A 19,792-nucleotide genomic window follows, 5' to 3' on the forward strand; every position below is an offset into this window, starting at 1 on the left:
ATCAAATAAGTTAGGTCTTGCATAACAAACCGCTTGCGTTTGATTAGGTTTAATATAATAAGTGGCATAACCTGCCGTAAAACGACTTTCATTAGGCACACCATAACGTGTTTTTAATGTACCTTCATCATTAGATAAGGTTAATCTATATGGTGAATTACAAATAGTCAGTACTTCATTACGGGCAACACGAAAACCGTATTTATCAATAATCGATAAATTTAAACTACCGGTAGCGGTGACACCATCAATCCCCTGACCATCACCATCATCATCACCCCAATAATTATACGGTGTGCCAATAAGTGAACTTAATGCAATAGAATTAGTATCCGTTGGTACTAACATACCAATATCAGCAAAACTCTGACCCTCAACAGGTAACTCGATAGGATTAGTTGAACTTGAATTATTGGTTGTGGGAGTAAATCTTCTACCATCAGAAAGGGTTATCCCGAGTAGCGCTGCGGTATTTGTGACCCGGGTACGACCACCATCAAAGGTTAAATAAGGTGCTGAGCCATAAATAATATTGGTCGTTGTAGTGGTTAATGCATAATTAGCAAAAGAGATAGACTGTAAAACAACCACGGTTAATACCAAAACCATCGGCCGAGATAAAAAGACTAAACCAAGAAATTTTGAAAAATTTTGCCATAATTTTGGAAATTGTCGAAATAATAAACTGCAGTGAAATAATAAACGATGTGAGCTTAACTTTAGAAAGATGAAATTATAGGTTGGGCAGGTTGCGTGTTGCGTGTTGCGTGTTGAAAATTATAATCCATATCAGATATCCTTGTCAATCCAATTTTATGATTTATTTAAAATTTTAAGCCTGATGGCATGAAATTTATCCATTCGTATAAATATGCTATAAAAGTATAGTGATTGCAAAAAACCATGCAACTTTTTTTGATGGTTTTATTGTTAACTTTTGTAAAGGTGAATGTAATATTACGTCTTAATTACGCCCTTAAAACCAATTTCGAAGAAACTTTAGGGGGATTTTAGGCTTTAAAAACCCCGTTCCGCAAATTTTTTTGGTTACTAGTTGATTTTATAACTAACGTTAGCGATTTATTGGCGGGATTTTAGGCTTTAAAAACCCTTTTCCTCAAATTTTTTTAGTTCTTTATTTTTTAGTTGTTTTAGTTTCGGACGTTTTGTTGTTTTGTGGTTGTTTCTATACGGTGATTACGTCCGAGTTAAGAGGGTTGGCGCGAACCCTCTTTACAATCTCCCGCGGCGACTACGCAAGTGGTCACTGCGTGACTGCCTTCCGCCTTCGTTCGTTCTTAACGCTCCTTGCCAAACATTCCTGTTTGCCATGCTAGTCTCACGCAGTTGTCAGCACATTGCGAATGTCGCTAAATTAAATACACCAAACTTATTTGCCAAAATAAACTCTTATGTTTATAGCGAGCTAATTTTAGTTTTAAAACCAATTTCGGAGAAACTTTAGGGGGATTTTTAGGCTTTAAAAACCCCTTTCCTCAAAATTTTTTTATTCTTTGAGTTTCGGACGTTTTGTTGTTTTGTGGTTGTTTCTATACGGTGATTACGTCCGAGTTAAGAGGGTTGGCGCCAACCCTCTTTACAATCTCCCGCGGCGACCACGCAAGTGGTCACTACGTGACTGCCTTCCGCCTTCGTTCGCTGTTAACGCTCCTTGGCAAACATCCCTGTTTGCCATGCTAACCTCTCTCAGTTGTCAGCACTTTGTGAATGTCGCACCACAAAATCGTTTTTTATCGCCCTAACGTTATTTTTCTTATCTCAGCTTCAATACCTAAGAACTAAGAAATAATAGCTAAGGATAGACACAGATTCCGAATGAGTTGCTGAGATCGCCGTTATCATCCCGGTCGCTAGTCACAGCACCCCCAGATCTAACACGAAAAGAACCCCTGTAAACTTGATCCCTATTCCTATCTTGCGTCCAATACTCAGGATCCATATACTGATAAACAAAACCAAAGTTGGCATCAGGGTATTTTACCAAAATCCCCCATTCCGATAACAATCCTGCACCAATGTGACGACAGACATAATTACCATCTGCCGAAGGCGTTGCAGCTTCTGCACCTTGACACCAAGAACCACCCCAGCCTCCTCTACAAGTCGCATTAGTTAAATCCTTGACCTTAGGCATACGGTATCCTCCAAGACTATTACACCAAGATGATATACTAGATGGGTTACGACGAATCACAATATTACCACGACTAACAAACCACTGCTTTAACACAAATCCATATTTGACCACCGCATTACCACTGCTATCACGACCGACTAACTCAAATGTCTGCGGTAAAGATGGTCTGGCGATTTGACCTGGATTATTTGAGTACGATGTAGCAACAGGACCCCTTAGGGTGACTCGAACGCTGGTACTTGTTGAATTGGTCATCGTTGCCGTAATACCACCATGAGAAACCGGAGCCCAAGATAAGGCCTGATTATTACCCCCAATATCTAAATCAAAATACAAATTATTAGCACCAGTAGTCGGAAAGTTTGAACCATAAGACGATGGTGTAACTGACTGTGGTAGAAATCCCTTACCATATTCCATAACGGTAGCAGGAGGAAAATCATAAACATCCCCTCCTAAGTAAGGTCTTGCATAACAAATCACTGGCGCTACCTTAGGATTAATATAATAAGTGGCATAACCTGCACTAAAACGACTTTCATTAGGTACACCATAGCGTGTTTTTAATGTACCTCCATCATTAGATAAGGTTAATTTATATGGCGCTTTACAAATAGTCAGCACTTCATTACGGGCAACACGGTTATTGCCTTTATCAACAATAGATAAATTTAAACTACCAGTAGCGGTGATACCATTAATTCCTTGACCATCGCCATCATCATCCCCCCAATAATTATAAGGTGTGCCAATAAGTGAACTTAATGCAATAGAATTAGTATTCGTTGGTACTAACATACCAATATCCGCAAAACTCTGACCAGTAACAGGTAACTCGATAGGATTAGTTGAACTCGAATTATTGGTTGTGGGAGTAAATGTTCTACCATCAGAAAGGGATATCCTGAGTAGCGCTTCGGTATTTGTGACCCGGGTACGACCACCATCAAAGGTTAAATAAGGTGCTGAGCCATAAATAATATTGGTCGTTTTAGTGGTTAATGCATAATTAGAAAAAGAGATAGATTGTAAAATAACTACGGTTAAAACCAAAACCATCGGCCGAGATAAAAAGACTAAACCAAGAAATTTTGAAAAATTTTGCGGAACTTTCGGAAATTGCTGAAATAATAAACGGTATGAGCTTAACTTTAGAAAGGTGAAATTATAGGTTGGGCAGGTTGGATGTTGGATGTTGGATGTTGAAAATTATAATACATATCAGATATCCTTGTCAATCTAATTTAATTATTTATTTAAAATTTTAAGCCTAATGGCATAAAATTTATCCATTCGTATAAATATGCTATAAAAGTATAGTGATTGGAAAAAACCATGCAACTTTTTTTGATGGTTTTATTGTTAACTTTTGTAAAGATGAATACTGCTAGCCCGAAAACAGCATCGGTTATTTGCTGTTTATTAGAAATAATAGACCTTTTATACCCTCTTAAAAAATCACCATTTTTAACATTAATAATTTGCAGATTAGGCTTTTGATTTTGACAATTTTATAGTCGTTTTTAGAAGGTATTTTGCGTTTCAAAAACCCCGTTCCTCAATTTTTTTGGTTGTTTGAGTTTCGGACGTTTGTTGTTTTGCGGTTGTTTCTATACGGTGATTACGTCCGAGTTAAGAGGGTTGGCGCGAACCCTCTTTACAATCTCCCGCGGCGACCACGCAAGTGGTCACGATGTGACTACCTTCCGCCTTCGTTCGCTCTTAACGCACCGGCTGTGATTTGTTCCTGACAAAACACAGCCTTGGCAAACATCCCTGTTTGCCATGCTAACCTCTCTCAGTTGTCAGCACATTGCGGATGTCGCTAAATTAAATACACCATACTTATTTGCCAAAATAAACGTTTATTATTGGAACTAGCTGATGTTATAACTAGCGTTAGCGATTTATTGGCGGGATTTTGGCTTTAAAAACCCCTTTCCTCAAATTTTTTGGTTGTTTGAGTTTCGGACGTTTGTTGTTTTGTGGTTGTTTCTATACGGTGATTACGTCCGAGTTAAGAGGGTTGGCGCCAACCCTCTTTACAATCTCCCGCGGCGACCACGCAAGTGGTCACGATGTGACTGCCTTCCGCCTTCGTTCGCTTTTAACGCTCCTTGCCAAACATCCCTGTTTGCCATGCTAACCTCACGCAGTTGTCAGCACATTGCGAATGTCGCTAAATTAAATACACCAAACTTATTTGCCAAAATAAACTTTTATTATTGGAACTAGCTGATTTTATAACTAACGTTAGCGATTTATTGGATGGATTTTAGGCTTTAAAAACCCCGTTCCTCAAAATTTTTTGGTTGTTTGAGTTTCGGACGTTTTCGGTTTTGTAGTTATTTCTATACGGCAATTACGTCCGAGTTAAGAGGGTTGGCGCCAACCCTCTTTACAATCTCCCGCGGCGACTACGCAAGTGGTCACGATGTGACTGCCTTCCGCCTTCGTTCGCTCTTAACGCTCCTTGGCAAACATCCCTGTTTGCCATGCTAACCTCTCTCAGTTGTCAGCACATTGCGAATGTCGCGCTACAAAATCGTTTTTATCGCCACTTCGTTAACGTCAACGCCATTGCCTTGGCAGGCAATGATTGTTTAACGTTCTAAAGTTATTTTTGTTATCCTCAGCTTCAATACCTAAGAACTAAGAAATAATAGCTAAGGATAGACACAGAGTCCTGATAGTTGCCTACTATCCCTCATAGTGTTATTCAGATAACCATTGTTACCGAGAACAAAAATGTGGGAATTATTCTCACCATCACTCGTCCAATACAACCCCTTGGTGAAGTTGGCTCCAGCGTAATCGGCCATATTCCCCCATTCCGTGAAAAATCCGGCACCAATATGACGACGCATATACTTATCAGGTGACGTAGGCGCTGCACTTTGACAGCTAAGTGTTCTATGACAATTCGCATTAGTTAAATTCTTGACTTTTGGAACACCGTATACTCCAATCCTAATACACCAAGAGAATACCCTAGAATAGTTATAGAAACCAGGACCACGATTAACAAACCACTGCTTTAACACAAATCCATATTTGACCACCGCATTACCACTGCTATCACGACCGACTAACTCAAATACCTGAGGCAAAGATGGCTTATCGATATTACCCGGATTAATTAACTTCCATTGTGATTCAGTAGTAACTGGACCAGTTAGCGTGACGCGAACGCTGGTCTTTGTTGAATTGGTCATAGTAGCAGTAATACCATCATGAGTAACTGGCTCCCAAGATAAGGCCTGATTACTACCACCTATCTCTAAATCAAAATATAAATTATGAGCTCCAGTAGTAGGAAAATTTAAATCGTAAGATGATGACATAACTGACTGAGGAAGAAATCCTTTTTTAGGGTCCCATATGGCAGATGGGCCAGCAAAATTACCTGAAGCGTAATTCATGTCAGGTCTAGCAAAACAAATCACTGGTATTATCTTAGGAGAAACATAATAGGTCACACTATTTGTAATAAAACGACTTTCATTAGGCACACCATAACGTGTTTTTAATGTACCTTCACTATTAGATAAGGTTAATTTATAAGGTGCATTACAAACAGACAGTACTGTATTACGTGATACAGCCTGATTATTTTTATCAACAATGGATAACATTAAACTACCCGTAGCGATAATACCATCAGCATCCTGACCATCGCCATCATCATCACCCCAATAATTATTGGGCGGACCAATAACTGAACTTAATTCAATAGAATCAGTATTCGTTGGTACTAACATACCAATATCTGCAAAACTCTGACCAGCAACAGGTAAAATGATAGGATTGTCTCTTGAATTAGTGGTTGTGGGAGTATATATATCGCCATTCGAAAGAGATATCCGAAGCAGACCGTCGGTATTTGTTGTTTGTGTGCGACCTCCGTCGAAGGTAAAATAAGGTGCTGAACCTTGAATAATATTGGCCGTTTTAGTGGTTAATGCATAATTAGAAAAAGAGATAGAGAGTAAAACAACCACAGTTAATGCGAAAACCATTTGCCGAGATAAAAAGGCTAAAATAATAAATTTTGAAAACGCTTGCCAAATTTGTTGGAAAAATAAATTGTAGTGAGATAATAGACTGTACGTGCTTAACTTTACTAACGTTAAATTATAGGTTGGGCAGGTTTGGTGTTTGGTGTTTGGTGTTGTAAATTATAACACATATCCGACATTCCTGTCAATTAAATTAATGATTTATTTACAATTTTATGCCTACCGACATAAAATTTATCCATTCGTATAAATATGCTATAAAAGTATAGTGATTGGAAAAAACCATGCAACTTATTTTAACTGTTTAATTGTTAATTTTTGTAAAGTTTAATGAAAAATTATACTTCAAAAACAAGACATTAATAATAAAAGTATCAACACACCAAAACCTTACCTTCTATTTTTAGTCCTATTTTGAGTTCAAAAACCCCGTTCCTCAAATTTTTTATTTAAATCCTGCAATATTTTAACCATATGTGATGAAAACTATAGTGACTAGTTGGTTGTTGGTTTTATTAGATATTATCGTGATTCTGATTAACTGTAGCAATTAAATGAGATTTTATTCGAGCAGAATGAAAAACTAAAATAGTTGCAATTATTAGGTTTAGCAAACGATCAATTGAGCAACAGAACTAACTTCTATTTGTAATATTATTTTACTTAAGCATCTTAACAAGCCTAATAGCTTGTTAAGATGCAGATTAAAGAATTGATTACATATCTTTACGAGATTCGCATCCCCGGTTTAGCACCACTATCTGGTGATAATAGATAAACACCTTCATTGTCATCTTTACCACTAGCACAAAGAACCATCCCCTCTGAAACACCAAAACGCATCTTACGAGGTGCCAAGTTAGCAATCATAATAGTTAAACGACCAATTAATACTTCTGGTTCAGGATAGTATTGTTTGATACCGGAAAAAACATTACGGGTTTCATCACCAATATCTAACGTTAATTGCAATAATTTATCTGAACCTTCAACAAAACTGGCGTTTTTGATTAAGGCAACGCGCATATCTACTTTAGCAAAATCGTCAAAATTTATAGTTTCCGCAATTGGTTCGGCTACCTTTTCTTTTGCTGGTGTAGTTGCTGCAGCTTGCTGTTTAGTTTCTTCAATCATGGTTGTTATTTTATCCATATCAATTCGGTTGAATAACGCTTTAAAACTGTTAATTTTATGACCGGTTAAGGCTTTATCAATTGTATGCCATTCTAATTGACTATTTAAAAATGCTTCACTACGTTCAGCTAATGAAGGTACGATAGGTTTTAAATAGGTCATTAAAATACGGAATAAATGGATCCCCATTGAACAAATATCTTGTAATTGCTGATCTTGCCCTTCCTGTTTAGCAACCACCCATGGCGCTTTTTCATCAATGTAGCGGTTAGCTTCGTCAGCTAAAGCCATAATTTCACGTACCGCTTTACCTGACTCTCGTTTTTCAAAAGCATCAGCAATAACTTGCGATTTTTCGACAAATAAGGCGTAAAGTTCTGGTGCAGCAATATTATCAGATAATTTGCCGTCGAATCTTTTACTAATAAATCCAGCCGAACGCGATGCAATATTAACCACTTTATTAACCAAATCACTATTAACTCGTTGAACAAAATCTTCAAGATTAAGATCAATATCATCAATATGTGGCGACAATTTAGCGGCATAATAGTAACGTAAGCAATCTGGATCCAGATGTTTTAGATAGGTACTTGCTTGAATAAAAGTACCACGTGATTTTGACATTTTAGCGCCATCAACGGTTACATAACCGTGTACAAAAATATTTGATGGTTTGCGATGTTCACTACCATCTAGCATTGCTGGCCAAAATAAACTATGGAAATAAACAATATCTTTACCAATAAAATGATAAAGCTCGGTGGTTGAATCTTTATTCCAGAACTCATCAAAAATCGCTTTATTATTTTTATTACAATAGTTAAGGAAAGATCCCATATAGCCAATTGGCGCATCTAACCAAACATAAAAATATTTACCCGGTGCGTCTGGAATTTCAAAACCAAAATATGGTGCATCACGACTGATATCCCACGGTTGTAAACCAGCTTCAAACCATTCTTGCATCTTATTAGCAACTTGTTCTTGTAATGTACCTGAACGTATCCACGTTTGTAACATTGTGGCAAACTCAGGTAAATCAAAGAAGAAATGCTCAGATTGTTTTAAAATCGGGGTTGCGCCTGAAACGACTGATTTAGGATCAATAAGATCAGTAGGATTATAAGTCGCGCTACATACTTCACAATTGTCACCATATTGGTCTGGTGCTTTACAACGAGGACATGTACCTTTTACAAAACGATCAGGTAAAAACATCTGTTTTTCAGGGTCGAACAGTTGTGAAATAACCTTCGTTTTAATATAACCATTCGCTTTTAAACGTTTATATATTTGTTCTGATATTTCACGATTTTCAGGACTATGAGTTGAATGATAATTATCAAAACTAATGTTAAATCCGGCAAAATCACGTTGGTGTTCGACTTTTACTTCCGCGATCATCTGCTCAGGAGTGATGCCTAATTGCTGAGCTTTCAACATAATCGGCGTTCCATGCGCATCATCGGCACAAATAAAATAGATTTCATTGCCACGCATACGCTGGTAGCGAACCCATACATCAGCTTGAATATGTTCAAGCATATGGCCTAAGTGAATTGAACCGTTTGCGTATGGAAGCGCACAAGTCACCAATATTTTGCGTTGAGTTGTCATGTTAAATTATTACCTTTAATTTCATAATGGCAGAAATAGTACAACAATCGTGTGATTATCGCTAGATTTATGCCATAATTTGCCTAAATTTCTTTATAAAGCCAATCAATTTTGGACTGGTTGTATTTTTATTGGAATGTAAAAAAAGATAATTTTGTAATTTATTGTCCATTAAAGTTATTGATAATATCGATAACAAATTGAAGTAAAATAACTGAATATATACCAACGAGCTAGATACAAGGTTTATTAACATGGAAGCAAAAAAAATTCTTGAGAATTTTCGTCACCCTACTTTACAGAAAAATCTGATTGAACTTGGGGCTATTTCCCAATGTGAACGGGTTAATCAAGAACTAATGATTAGCTTGACCATGCCTTTTGCTTGGCAAACTGGTTTTGAAGATCTGAAAACAACAGTGACGCCATTATTACTTGAATTAGATGGTGTTGAAAATGTGAATTGGAATATTAACTATAATATTGCCACATTAAAGCGAGCCAATAGTCACCATGCTATTAAGAATATCAAAAATATTATTGCGATAAGTTCAGGTAAAGGAGGAGTTGGCAAATCCTCAACTGCAGTTAATTTAGCTTTAGCCTTACAAAAACAAGGGGCTAAAGTGGGTATTTTAGATGCTGATATTTATGGCCCGTCAATCCCAACCATGCTTGGCACTGAAAAAGAACAACCATTAACGCCTGACAATAAACATATGTCAGCGATTATGGCTTATGGCCTTGCTAGTAATTCAATTGGCTATTTAGTTGCTGCCGATGGTGCGATGGTCTGGCGCGGACCAATGGCAAGTAAAGCGCTTTTGCAAATTTTACAAGATACACTGTGGCCTGAACTTGATTATTTGGTTATTGATATGCCACCAGGCACTGGTGATATCCAATTAACATTAGCACAAAACATTCCTGTTACAGCAGCGGTTATTGTTACCACACCACAAGATATTGCATTAATTGATGCGCAAAAAGGCATCACGATGTTTAATAAAGTGAATATACCAACTCTTGGTATTATTGAAAATATGAGTTATCACATCTGTGAAAATTGTGGTCATCATGAAGCAATTTTTGGTGAGGATGGTGCTAAGCGTCTAGCTGAAAAATACCAAACAAAATTACTTGGTCAAATGCCGCTGCACCGTTTATTACGCCAAGATCTTGATTCTGGACAACCAACGGTAGTCAGTCATCCTGATAGTGAATTTACGCAATTATATTGTAATATTGCCGCACAAGTTGCTAGTCAACTGTATTGGCAAGGAGAAACAATTTTGCCGGATATATCATTTAAGGCGCTATAACGGAAATTAATATTGGTTGTTAAAGGATAACAACCAATATAAGAAAATGATTTAGTTACCTACAAACACCCTATAGCTATTGAAATTGATTCAGTTCAGCTTTTGCTTTAGCTAATTGTTCAATAAATGCAGAATTAGTATGTAACTGTGCAACTACTGCCGCCGCCATGACTCTTGCTGCATCAATGTCACTTTGCCAATGATAACCACAAATAACTCGGCTTTCACCAACTTCGTAACCTCGTTTTAAAATTTCATTTTGCCGTGCAGGATTAATTTCAGCTAAGACCAATGCTATAGCAAATCCCATTGTGGTATGACCAGAGGGATATGAACCATTGGTCGATAACGTTTTTTCGTCTTCAGGGCGACATGTCGGTTCATTAAAAAATGAAAACGGTCTGATTCGATTATAATGCTGCTTTGCAGATCGAGTTGCTAGATCGCCAGCATCTTCTTTCATTGTGGTAATAAGTTTATAAATTTCAGGCGAGCTATCAATTGAAATATCATATCCAAAAGCGGTTGAAAACTGTTTAGTAACATTATCTTTACTCGAATCAGCATCAAGATAAGCTTGTTTACCTCGCTCAGTATTTCGCATGGATTTTCCCCAATCATACATGGCTTTATCTCTTAAAAAATCAACGCTATTAAAGGCTGGTGGTGGCGGTAATAAATGTAAACTATCTGGTGCTTGTTCTTGGGTAAGATAAAAATCATTCGGATTTGTGGTTACATCTTTAACCTCAATGGCATGGACACTAAAACAAAATAAAATAGATACTACTAATGAATATAAAAACTTTTTACGCATAGATATCTCCTAAGTACTATTTTAATTAATGATAACAACGTAACTTAATAGAACCAATAAAGAAACAACAAGTTTTATATATAATGGGATTAGCAATAATTATTATAAATACAGTACAGTTTGATAATAAAACAGTAAACACTAGTTAGCAAAATTTTTTTATGAAGAACAGCACATTACTATTGATTGCTGAAGATTTTTGATAACCGCATAATTTATGGCGATGATTGTTTAATAGTCGCTAATATTCAGCTATAATCAGCTTATTGAATCTCAATCCCTTCTATATCATTAATCATGAATAATGCTAATAAACGGTCTCGAATCTGGTCGTCGATTCTCTGCCTTGCCCTTGCTGCGTTTATATTCAATACCACAGAGTTTGTACCAGTTGGATTACTGCCGAATATTGCTGAAAGTTTTTCGATGGATGTTGCGCATGCCGGGCTATTATTAACTATTTATGCTTGGGCGGTATCGTTATTATCTTTACCTTTAACGGTATTAACCGCAAAAATGGAACGCCGTAAACTACTTATATTTCTATTTTGTTTATTTATTGCTAGTCACATCTTGGCTGGCTTTGCTTGGAGTTTTTATAGTTTAATGGTTGCTAGAATCGGTATTGCTTGCGCCCATGCGGTATTTTGGGCCATTACCACGCCTTTAGCGGTTCGATTAGCACCCAATGGTAAAAAAGCTAAAGCGATGGGCTTTATTGTGGTTGGCACCTCAATGGCAACAGTATTAGGGATTCCTATTGGAACAATGATCGGCCAATTAGTTGGCTGGCGAGTCACATTTTTATGTATCGGGGTTATCGCATTTTGTGTAATGGCTTCATTAATTTATTTGTTACCGGCTGTTCCTAGTATGAACACAATTTCACTAAAAGCCATTCCTGAAGTACTTAAACGACCTGTATTACTAAATATTTATTTATTAACTGCTATTATTATTACCGGCCATTTTACCGCTTATACTTATATAACGCCATTTATGCTTAATGTTGGTGGCTTTAGTGAACAAATTGTCGTGAGCTTATTATTAGCTGTCGGTTTTTCAGGCATGATTGGTAGTTTAATTTTTGCCAAATATGCCGAACCACATCCAACCGCCATCTTAGTTATGCCGGTGATATTATTAATTATTTGTTTATTATCGCTTTATGTTTGTTCTTTTAGTCTCATAACCGCAATAGTACAAGGTATGGTTTGGGGACTTGCGATTACCATTATTGGTATGGTGATGCAGAGTAAAGTTATTGATGCTGCACCTGATGCAGCTGATATTGCGACCTCGGTTTATTCGGGTATTTATAATATCGGTATCGGTGGTGGCGCCTTTGTCGGCAGCCAAGTATTGGTTTACTTATCCACCCATTATATTGGCTTTGTTGGCGCTATTTTTGTGATTATAGCGCTAATACTCTTTTACTTTTTATCCAAAAAAACTTGGTAGTCATGCATAAGCGCTCACATTGAGCGCTTATTGAGTTAATGCTTCTAACTGTTCCCAACGTTCAAAGACTACTTCAAGCTCGGCTTCTTTATCGGCTAAAGATTGCAATATTGGGCTCGTTACTTCATGAGGTTGATTGAAAAAGTCACTATGACCAATTTGTGCTTGAAGATCCGCAATAGCTGTTTCTAATTCCTCGATTTTATTAGGTAACTGGGCGAGTTCTCGTTGTTCGTTATAGCTTAATTTAACCTTCTTTTTAGTCGCTTGCTCTGGCGTTAGGTCTGAGCTATTGGTTTTGTTGGTGTCACTTTTAGCTGATTCATTGCTCTTACTACTGGTGACTTGAGCACTCACTGGTTTAGCTTGCTGTTGTTGCTGTAATGCATCTGTATAACCACCAGCATAAATACCAATTCGTCCTTGTTCTTCAAAAAACCAACACTGAGTAACCACGTTATCGACAAATTGTCTATCATGGCTAACTAATAAAACCGTTCCTTGATAATCATTGACAAGTTCTTCTAATAGTTCTAAAGTTTCAATATCAAGGTCATTAGTTGGTTCATCAAGCACCAATAAATTACTTGGTTTTAAAAATAATTTTGCTAATAGTAAACGATTTCGTTCACCACCCGAGAGTGCTCTAACCGGTGTTCGAGCTCGTTTTGGTGGAAATAGGAAATCTTGTAAATAGCCAAGCACATGTCTTGAGCGACCATTTACCATCACCTCTTGCTTACCTTCTGCAAGGTTATCCATAACGGTTTTTTCTGGATCAAGCTCTAATCGATACTGATCAAAATAAGCCACTTCAAGTTTGGTTCCGCAATGAACACTTCCTGAGGTCGGTGCTAAACTACCTAGCATCAGTTTTAATAATGTGGTTTTACCAATACCATTGGGGCCTATTAGAGCAATTTTATCACCACGTAACACTTGTACCGTGAAGTCCTTAACTAACACTTTATCATCGATTTGATAACTGACATTATCTAGCTCAAAGACAATTTTACCTGAACGCAGTGCTTCCTCGATCTGCATTTTCGCATTGCCCATGACTTGACGACGCTGTGAATATTCTTGTCTCATCGCTTTTAATGCTCTCACTCTACCCTCATTACGAGTTCGACGAGCTTTAATACCTTGACGGATCCAGACTTCTTCTTGTGCTAACTTCTTATCAAATTCGGCATTTTGTAACTCTTCAACACGCAGCGCTTCTTCTTTACCTAGCAAATAACTGTCATAATCACCGCCCCAAGAAGCAACCTTACCACGGTCTAAATCAATAATCCGAGTCGCCATTTGCCGAATAAAGGATCGGTCATGCGATATAAAAACAATACTGCCATTAAAGCTTTTTAAAAACTCTTCCAGCCATCTAATGGTATCGATATCTAAATGGTTAGTTGGTTCATCCAATAATAATACTGATGGTTGGCAAACTAGCGCCTTTGCTAATGCCGCTTTACGCAACCAACCACCCGATAACGAAGACAATAATGCCTCACCATCTAACGATAATGAGGAAATGACATTACGAATACGATTATCCAATTGCCAACCATTTTGGTGATCAAGCTGTTCTTGCATTTTAGCTAATTTAGATAGATTACCCTCACTTGGATCAGTTTCAACCAAGTGTGACAATGCATAGTAATCTTTTAATAATTGCGCTTGTTCTTTTAAACCTTCCGCAACAAAATCAAAAACATTTCCTTGAATATCTCGAGGGGGATCTTGCTGCAATCGAGAGACAATAACGTTGTTTTCATAAACAATTTGTCCTTCATCGAGCGGTACTTCTTTATTCAGCACTTTTAGCAAAGTTGATTTACCGGCACCGTTACGACCAACAAGACAGACACGCTCGTTAGTTTCTATCGACATATCAATATGATCAAGAAGTGGAGCATCACTAAATGATAAATAGGCATTGGTAAGATTAATTAATGACATATTTGTGGTTTTTATTTGGATATTAAATAATAAGGCGGTATTCTATCATAAAGTTGCGGTAGGCAACCAAAATCAATTATCAAAGATACAATTAACAGCTCTTAAAACGTGAGCATTCCAATTCTCTTCTAAAAAAATGAATACTGTTATAATTATTAATAATTGAATATATTAATAATATTTCGGTATGGAGGTGATTATGAGTCATACTTGGACATTTCAACGTGTTGGTGGATTAGATCAAGTCGTATTAAAAAATGCCGATGACATTATCAATTTACCCAATTTAGATCCTAAATTATGGGTTGCACTCAGTTGCCCAACCACAGGGCTAGATTTTGATCAAAGAACATTACAATTATTAGATTCAGATAACGATGGTCGCATTCGTATTCCCGATATTTTAGAGGCAATTAATTGGCTTAAAGATAAAATAGTTTCTTTTGATAATATTGTTCAATCATCACAAACTTTATCATTATCGCAAATTGATGATTCAAACGAACAAGGTAAAAAATTATTAATTACCGCCCATAGCATTTTAGCGAACTTAAATAAAAACCAAGCTGATTATTTAACGCAAGATGATGTGCAACAATCACTTAAAATTAATGCCAGCAAACTCTACAATGGTGATTTAATTTTTCCTCCTTCAGCCGAATTATCGCCAGAGCTGCAAAATTTTATTCAAGCAGCAATAAAAACAACTGGTGCGGAAAAAGATATGAGTGGTCAGGATGGAATTAATCTAGAGATTGCGCAAACTTTTGTTAAAAACTTAAAAAGTTGGCAAAAATGGCAAAACGATATCAGTAATACCCAAACACCTTTTGGCGAAAACCGCTCAGAAATATGGAAATTAGTTCAAGAATTAAAGCCAAAAATTGATGACTACTTTTTGCGTGTTGAATTAGCACAATATGCACCTCAAGCACAAACGGCGTTAAATGTTGACGAGAAATATATTGTCCCATCCCAAAACGGATTACTTTCTGATGAAGCTTTATCTGAGCTACCTCTATCTAAAATAGATACCAATAACACATTAGATCTGGTTAATGGCCTTAATCCACTGTGGAAAACTAAAATCATTCGATTTAGAGATTTAATCGCTTCACACTTAGCCGATCCCAAACAACTAACTGCACAAGAATGGCAAGATATTCAGGCAGATCTTAATGCTTACACAACACTAATCAGTTCTAAACCTGAGATGCAACAATTAAGTGTAACAACTAAACCAACCGCTAGCATTGAGGATCTTACTGGCAATCAAATTGCTAATTTAGTTGATGATAATTTACTAAACAAATTTGAAAGCATGGTTGAACAGGATAACCAAACACCAATTTCAGCCTCAGATGTTTTTGTATTAGAAAAGCTAGTCTTATTTCAAAAACATCTCTATCGTTTATTGATTAACTTTGCTTCGTTTGCTGAATTCTTTTCACTTGACCATTATGCGGCATTTCAATTAGGTAAACTTTATATTGACGGTCGTTGTGCTACCCTCTGTGTTGCCGTAGATAATATAGCTAAACATTCAACTATGGCTAATTATTCTGAACTATGTTTATTATATTGTGAATGTACAAGGCATGGTAAAAAGCAGACAATTGCTGCAGCAATTACCGCTGGACAAGGTGATTTATTAATGGAAGGCCGCAATGGCGTTTTTATTGATAATGAAGGTAATGATTGGGATGCAAGTGTTGTTAAGATGATTACTAAACCAATTAGTATCCAACAAGCTATTTGGGCACCTTATCAACGTATAGGCCGTTTAATCACTGAACAAATTAATAAATGGGCAAGCAATAAAGATACTGACATAGAGAAAACCAGTACACAAGCGGTACAAAATCCAGAAAGCAAATTTGATATTGGTAAAAGTGTTGGTATCTTTGCAGCTATCGGTTTAGCTATTGGCGCCATTGGTACCGCTTTAGCGACTATTTTTCAAGCTATCTTTTCGCTTACATGGTGGCAATTCCCATTAGTAATTTTAGGTTTGTTCTTGATTATATCTGGACCATCAGTAATATTGGCTTGGTTAAAATTAAGAAGAAGAACACTTGGGCCACTACTTGAAGCTTCGGGTTGGGCGATAAATGGACAAGTTAAAATCAATTTACTGCTTGGTGGTCTGCTGACCAGTAAAGCCGAATTACCTACCAACGCAAGACGTAATTTAACTGACCCTTTAAAAAAACGTAATAAAAAAGCGCGAATACTATTTTGGTCAGCAATTTTACTAGGCGTAGTAATCGTCGGTACGGCTTTTTGGTTTAAAAATGATATTGCCAATTATTTTAAACAGCAGCAACAGCTGTTAAGTCAGCAACAAAATAATACTACTGAAAAGCAATAGCAACTATTGAATTATACTTAATAATTTTTCGCCGACATTAAGTCGGCGAATATTTTATGATTAATGTTGATAAACAGGTAATCGTCGGCAAATCGCCAACACTTTTTGTTTAACCGCTTGAATAGCTTGTTCGTCATCAATGTTATCTAATACGTCACAAATCCAATTAGCTAATTCACGAGACTCTTCTTCGTTGAAACCACGACGAGTCACTGCAGGTGTACCAATCCGCACACCAGATGTTACAAATGGACTTTGCGGATCATTTGGCACACTATTTTTATTCACGGTAATATTAGCACTACCTAAAGCAGCATCAGCTTCTTTACCGGTGATATTTTTATCAACTAAATCTATTAAAAATAAGTGATTTTTTGTTTCACCAGATACGACTTTATAACCACGTTTGATGATCACATCAACCATCGCTTGGGCATTTTTCACAACTTGTTGTTGATATTCTTTATAAGCTGGCTCCATCGCCTCTTTTAAAGCAACTGCTTTTGCCGCTATCACATGCATTAATGGGCCACCTTGTGCACCTGGAAATACAGAAGAATTCAATTTTTTGTAAAGTTCTTCACTACCACCTTTAGCTAAAATAAGTCCACCACGCGGTCCGCCGAGGGTTTTGTGCGTCGTTGTCGTCACAACATGAGCAAAAGGCACTGGATTTGGATAGACACCAGCAGCCACCAAACCAGCCACATGAGCCATATCAACAAATAAGAAGGCTCCTACACTATCAGCAATCTCACGCATGCGCTGCCAATCAACTACACCAGAATAAGCAGAAAAACCACCTATAATCATTTTTGGTTTTGACTCTAAAGCAATTTTCGCTAATTGCTCATAATCAATATGTCCCGTTTCGTCTACGCCATAAGCAACCACGTTATACAACTTACCTGAAAAACTGACTGGTGAACCATGCGTTAAATGCCCTCCTTGTGACAAGTTCATGCCTAGCACCGTATCACCCGGTTTTAACAATGCCATATAAACAGCAAAATTGGCTTGTGAGCCAGAATGCGGTTGAACGTTAGCATAATCAGCACCAAATAGTTCTTTAGCACGATCAATAGCTAACTGCTCAACAATATCAACATATTCACAACCGCCATAGTAGCGCCTACCAGGATAGCCTTCAGCATATTTATTGGTTAGTTGAGTACCTTGTGCCTGCATCACTCTTGGACTTGTATAGTTTTCCGATGCAATAAGTTCTAAGTGATCTTCTTGGCGTTGTTCTTCGCCTTTAATGGCATCCCATAGCTCTTGATCATAATCGGCAATTGTCATTTGTTTAGTAAACATATTGGCTCCTTGTAGGCAATTACATCAACGTAACGATTTGTTACTGTATTTAATTAGCACAAAAAAACATCATGGGTTACTATCCTTACTTAATCGACCTTTAATTTCAATCTTTTTTTGAAGTTATAAATAATATTTATAGATAGTTAGAATAATAATTAAAATGCTTTACAGCACAATATCATTTAGCCTACTAAAAACCCCTTTCCTCAAAATTTTTAAAACCATTATCATTGATAAATTATCTAGTTTGATAATGCAAACAATCTATTAGAGAATAATAATCTTATTAATCATTATCTCTAGCTCAATTGCAATTGAGTATCTGGAATATCTTGGTAGAATAAGCAAAAATTTTATTTGGTATAACATGCAACTTCATTTAGTCGTTAATACATTTGGTTCCGATCTACAACGTCGCTATGGCGAAAAAATCTATAAGCTCACTTTACACGGTGGTTTTAGCTGTCCCAATCGTGATGGTACCATTGGTCAGGGTGGGTGTACTTTTTGCAATGTAGCGTCAATCATTGATGAGTCTATACAGGTTAAATCAATTTCGCAGCAGCTTATGTCGCAAGCGCAACAGATGAAAAAATCTAAACGGTACCTTGCTTATTTTCAGGCTTATACTAGTACCTATGCTGAAGTTGAAATTCTTAAAAATATGTATGAAGAAGCGCTGAATAGTGCTGATATTGTCGGGCTTTGCGTCGGCACACGACCAGATTGTGTCCCCGATGAAGCTCTTGATTTGCTGGCACATTACCAATCCAGCGGTTATGAAGTTTGGTTAGAACTCGGATTACAGACCGCACATGACAATACATTACATCATATTAATCGTGGTCATACCTTTGCGGATTATCACCAAACGGTACAAAAAGCACGACAATTAGGCATAAAAGTGTGTACTCACCTTATTATTGGTTTACCCAAAGAGAATAAACCCGACAATCTCATCACTTTAAACAAAGTATTAGACAGTGGAGTGGATGGTTTAAAAATTCATCCTTTACATATTGTTGAAGGCAGTATTATGGCCAAAGCATGGCGAGCTGGGCGGATCAATGTGTTATCTCTTGAAGATTATGTCGATATTGCCGGTGATATTATTCGACAAACACCAGCCAATATTTTATATCATCGGATTTCAGCCAATGCCAGAAAACCAACCTTACTGGCCCCTGATTGGTGTGAAAACCATTGGCAATCAATGAATGCAGTTGATCATAATTTACGACAGTTTGGTGCACAAGGTAGTGCTATTGGTGATATTTACTCTTTCAAACAATAAAATACCATCAACATGACAAAAATTTTGAGGAAAGCCTATTTTTAGTCCTTATAATTGCGATAACAATTACATTTGTTAACTAAATTATATAAATTTCCGCTTCAAAAACCCCTTTCCTCAAATTTTTTAGCCGACATATTTACTCGTTAAATATTGAACTTATAAATTCATCAGAATACGTTTTGAAAATAAAATCAGCAAAATACTATAGTCAATTTACTTTTACTATTATGGCTAACTTTAACCTACCTACTACTAATAACATCCGTTCAAAATAAAAGCTTTAATTTTTATCGATTACTATTAGATAGCAA

General features: G+C 36.8%; 11 protein-coding genes. 4 read left to right on the plus strand and 7 right to left on the minus strand.

From position 1 onward, the window contains the following. The 4 genes from B6C84_RS07220 to metG form a co-directional block, all read right to left on the minus strand. A partial coding sequence (locus B6C84_RS07220; protein ID WP_133053377.1) for a hypothetical protein occupies nucleotides 1-609 on the minus strand: 609 nt, incomplete at its 3' end. 1,204 nt (nucleotides 610-1,813) lie between these two features. Further along, nucleotides 1,814-3,217 carry a hypothetical protein gene (locus B6C84_RS07225; protein ID WP_086361337.1) on the minus strand — a complete coding sequence of 468 codons (1,404 nt, stop codon included), beginning with the start codon at nucleotides 3,215-3,217 and terminating at the stop codon, nucleotides 1,814-1,816. Nucleotides 3,218-4,824: 1,607 nt separating this feature from the next. Next, a complete protein-coding gene (locus B6C84_RS07230) occupies nucleotides 4,825-6,177 on the minus strand; it encodes a hypothetical protein (RefSeq protein ID WP_086356629.1) in 1,353 nt (450 codons plus the stop codon). Nucleotides 6,178-6,903: 726 nt separating this feature from the next. Continuing rightward, nucleotides 6,904-8,931, minus strand: coding sequence for a methionine--tRNA ligase (gene metG / locus B6C84_RS07235; RefSeq protein WP_086353879.1), 2,028 nt, complete (start codon nucleotides 8,929-8,931; stop codon nucleotides 6,904-6,906). A 254-nt stretch (nucleotides 8,932-9,185) separates the two neighbouring features. Here metG and apbC point away from each other — a divergent pair, with 254 nt between their 5' ends. Beyond that, complete coding sequence (gene apbC, locus B6C84_RS07240; protein ID WP_086353880.1) at nucleotides 9,186-10,253, plus strand: iron-sulfur cluster carrier protein ApbC; 1,068 nt, start codon at nucleotides 9,186-9,188, stop codon at nucleotides 10,251-10,253. Between the two features lie 76 nt (nucleotides 10,254-10,329). On the opposite strand, the gene B6C84_RS07245 is transcribed toward apbC, so the two are convergent. Beyond that, nucleotides 10,330-11,070, minus strand: a complete 741-nt coding sequence (locus B6C84_RS07245; RefSeq protein ID WP_086353881.1) for an acid phosphatase — start codon at nucleotides 11,068-11,070, stop codon at nucleotides 10,330-10,332. A 297-nt stretch (nucleotides 11,071-11,367) separates the two neighbouring features. On the opposite strand from B6C84_RS07245, the gene B6C84_RS07250 reads away from it, so the two are divergent. Further along, nucleotides 11,368-12,531: a sugar transporter gene (locus B6C84_RS07250; RefSeq protein ID WP_086353882.1), complete on the plus strand. Its 1,164-nt coding sequence runs from the start codon at nucleotides 11,368-11,370 to the stop codon at nucleotides 12,529-12,531. A gap of 27 nt (nucleotides 12,532-12,558) precedes the next feature. Here B6C84_RS07250 and B6C84_RS07255 read toward each other — a convergent pair whose 3' ends face one another. After that, a complete protein-coding gene (locus B6C84_RS07255) occupies nucleotides 12,559-14,493 on the minus strand; it encodes an ABC transporter ATP-binding protein (protein ID WP_086353883.1) in 1,935 nt (644 codons plus the stop codon). A 199-nt stretch (nucleotides 14,494-14,692) separates the two neighbouring features. Here B6C84_RS07255 and B6C84_RS07260 point away from each other — a divergent pair, with 199 nt between their 5' ends. Beyond that, complete coding sequence (locus B6C84_RS07260) at nucleotides 14,693-16,864, plus strand: phage holin family protein (protein ID WP_086353884.1); 2,172 nt, start codon at nucleotides 14,693-14,695, stop codon at nucleotides 16,862-16,864. 60 nt (nucleotides 16,865-16,924) lie between these two features. Here B6C84_RS07260 and glyA read toward each other — a convergent pair whose 3' ends face one another. After that, nucleotides 16,925-18,181: a serine hydroxymethyltransferase gene (gene glyA, locus B6C84_RS07265; protein WP_086353885.1), complete on the minus strand. Its 1,257-nt coding sequence runs from the start codon at nucleotides 18,179-18,181 to the stop codon at nucleotides 16,925-16,927. A 370-nt stretch (nucleotides 18,182-18,551) separates the two neighbouring features. Here glyA and mnmL point away from each other — a divergent pair, with 370 nt between their 5' ends. Further along, nucleotides 18,552-19,478 carry a tRNA modification radical SAM protein MnmL/YtqA gene (gene mnmL, locus B6C84_RS07270; protein ID WP_086353886.1) on the plus strand — a complete coding sequence of 309 codons (927 nt, stop codon included), beginning with the start codon at nucleotides 18,552-18,554 and terminating at the stop codon, nucleotides 19,476-19,478. The last annotated feature ends 314 nt before the right edge of the window (nucleotides 19,479-19,792 follow it).

The sequence above is a fragment of the Gilliamella apis genome (genome assembly GCF_002142155.1).
In the GTDB taxonomy this organism is placed as follows: Bacteria; Pseudomonadota; Gammaproteobacteria; order Enterobacterales; family Orbaceae; genus Gilliamella; species Gilliamella apis.

Coding starts and splice junctions, on each gene's coding strand:
- B6C84_RS07255 (WP_086353883.1), bottom strand. CDS start 14,493: ATGTCATTAATTAATCTTACCAATGCCTATTTATCATTTAGTGATGCT.
- B6C84_RS07245 (WP_086353881.1), bottom strand. CDS start 11,070: ATGCGTAAAAAGTTTTTATATTCATTAGTAGTATCTATTTTATTTTGT.
- B6C84_RS07260 (WP_086353884.1), top strand. CDS start 14,693: ATGAGTCATACTTGGACATTTCAACGTGTTGGTGGATTAGATCAAGTC.
- mnmL (WP_086353886.1), top strand. CDS start 18,552: ATGCAACTTCATTTAGTCGTTAATACATTTGGTTCCGATCTACAACGT.
- apbC (WP_086353880.1), top strand. CDS start 9,186: ATGGAAGCAAAAAAAATTCTTGAGAATTTTCGTCACCCTACTTTACAG.
- glyA (WP_086353885.1), bottom strand. CDS start 18,181: ATGTTTACTAAACAAATGACAATTGCCGATTATGATCAAGAGCTATGG.
- B6C84_RS07225 (WP_086361337.1), bottom strand. CDS start 3,217: ATGGTTTTGGTTTTAACCGTAGTTATTTTACAATCTATCTCTTTTTCT.
- B6C84_RS07230 (WP_086356629.1), bottom strand. CDS start 6,177: ATGGTTTTCGCATTAACTGTGGTTGTTTTACTCTCTATCTCTTTTTCT.
- metG (WP_086353879.1), bottom strand. CDS start 8,931: ATGACAACTCAACGCAAAATATTGGTGACTTGTGCGCTTCCATACGCA.
- B6C84_RS07250 (WP_086353882.1), top strand. CDS start 11,368: ATGAATAATGCTAATAAACGGTCTCGAATCTGGTCGTCGATTCTCTGC.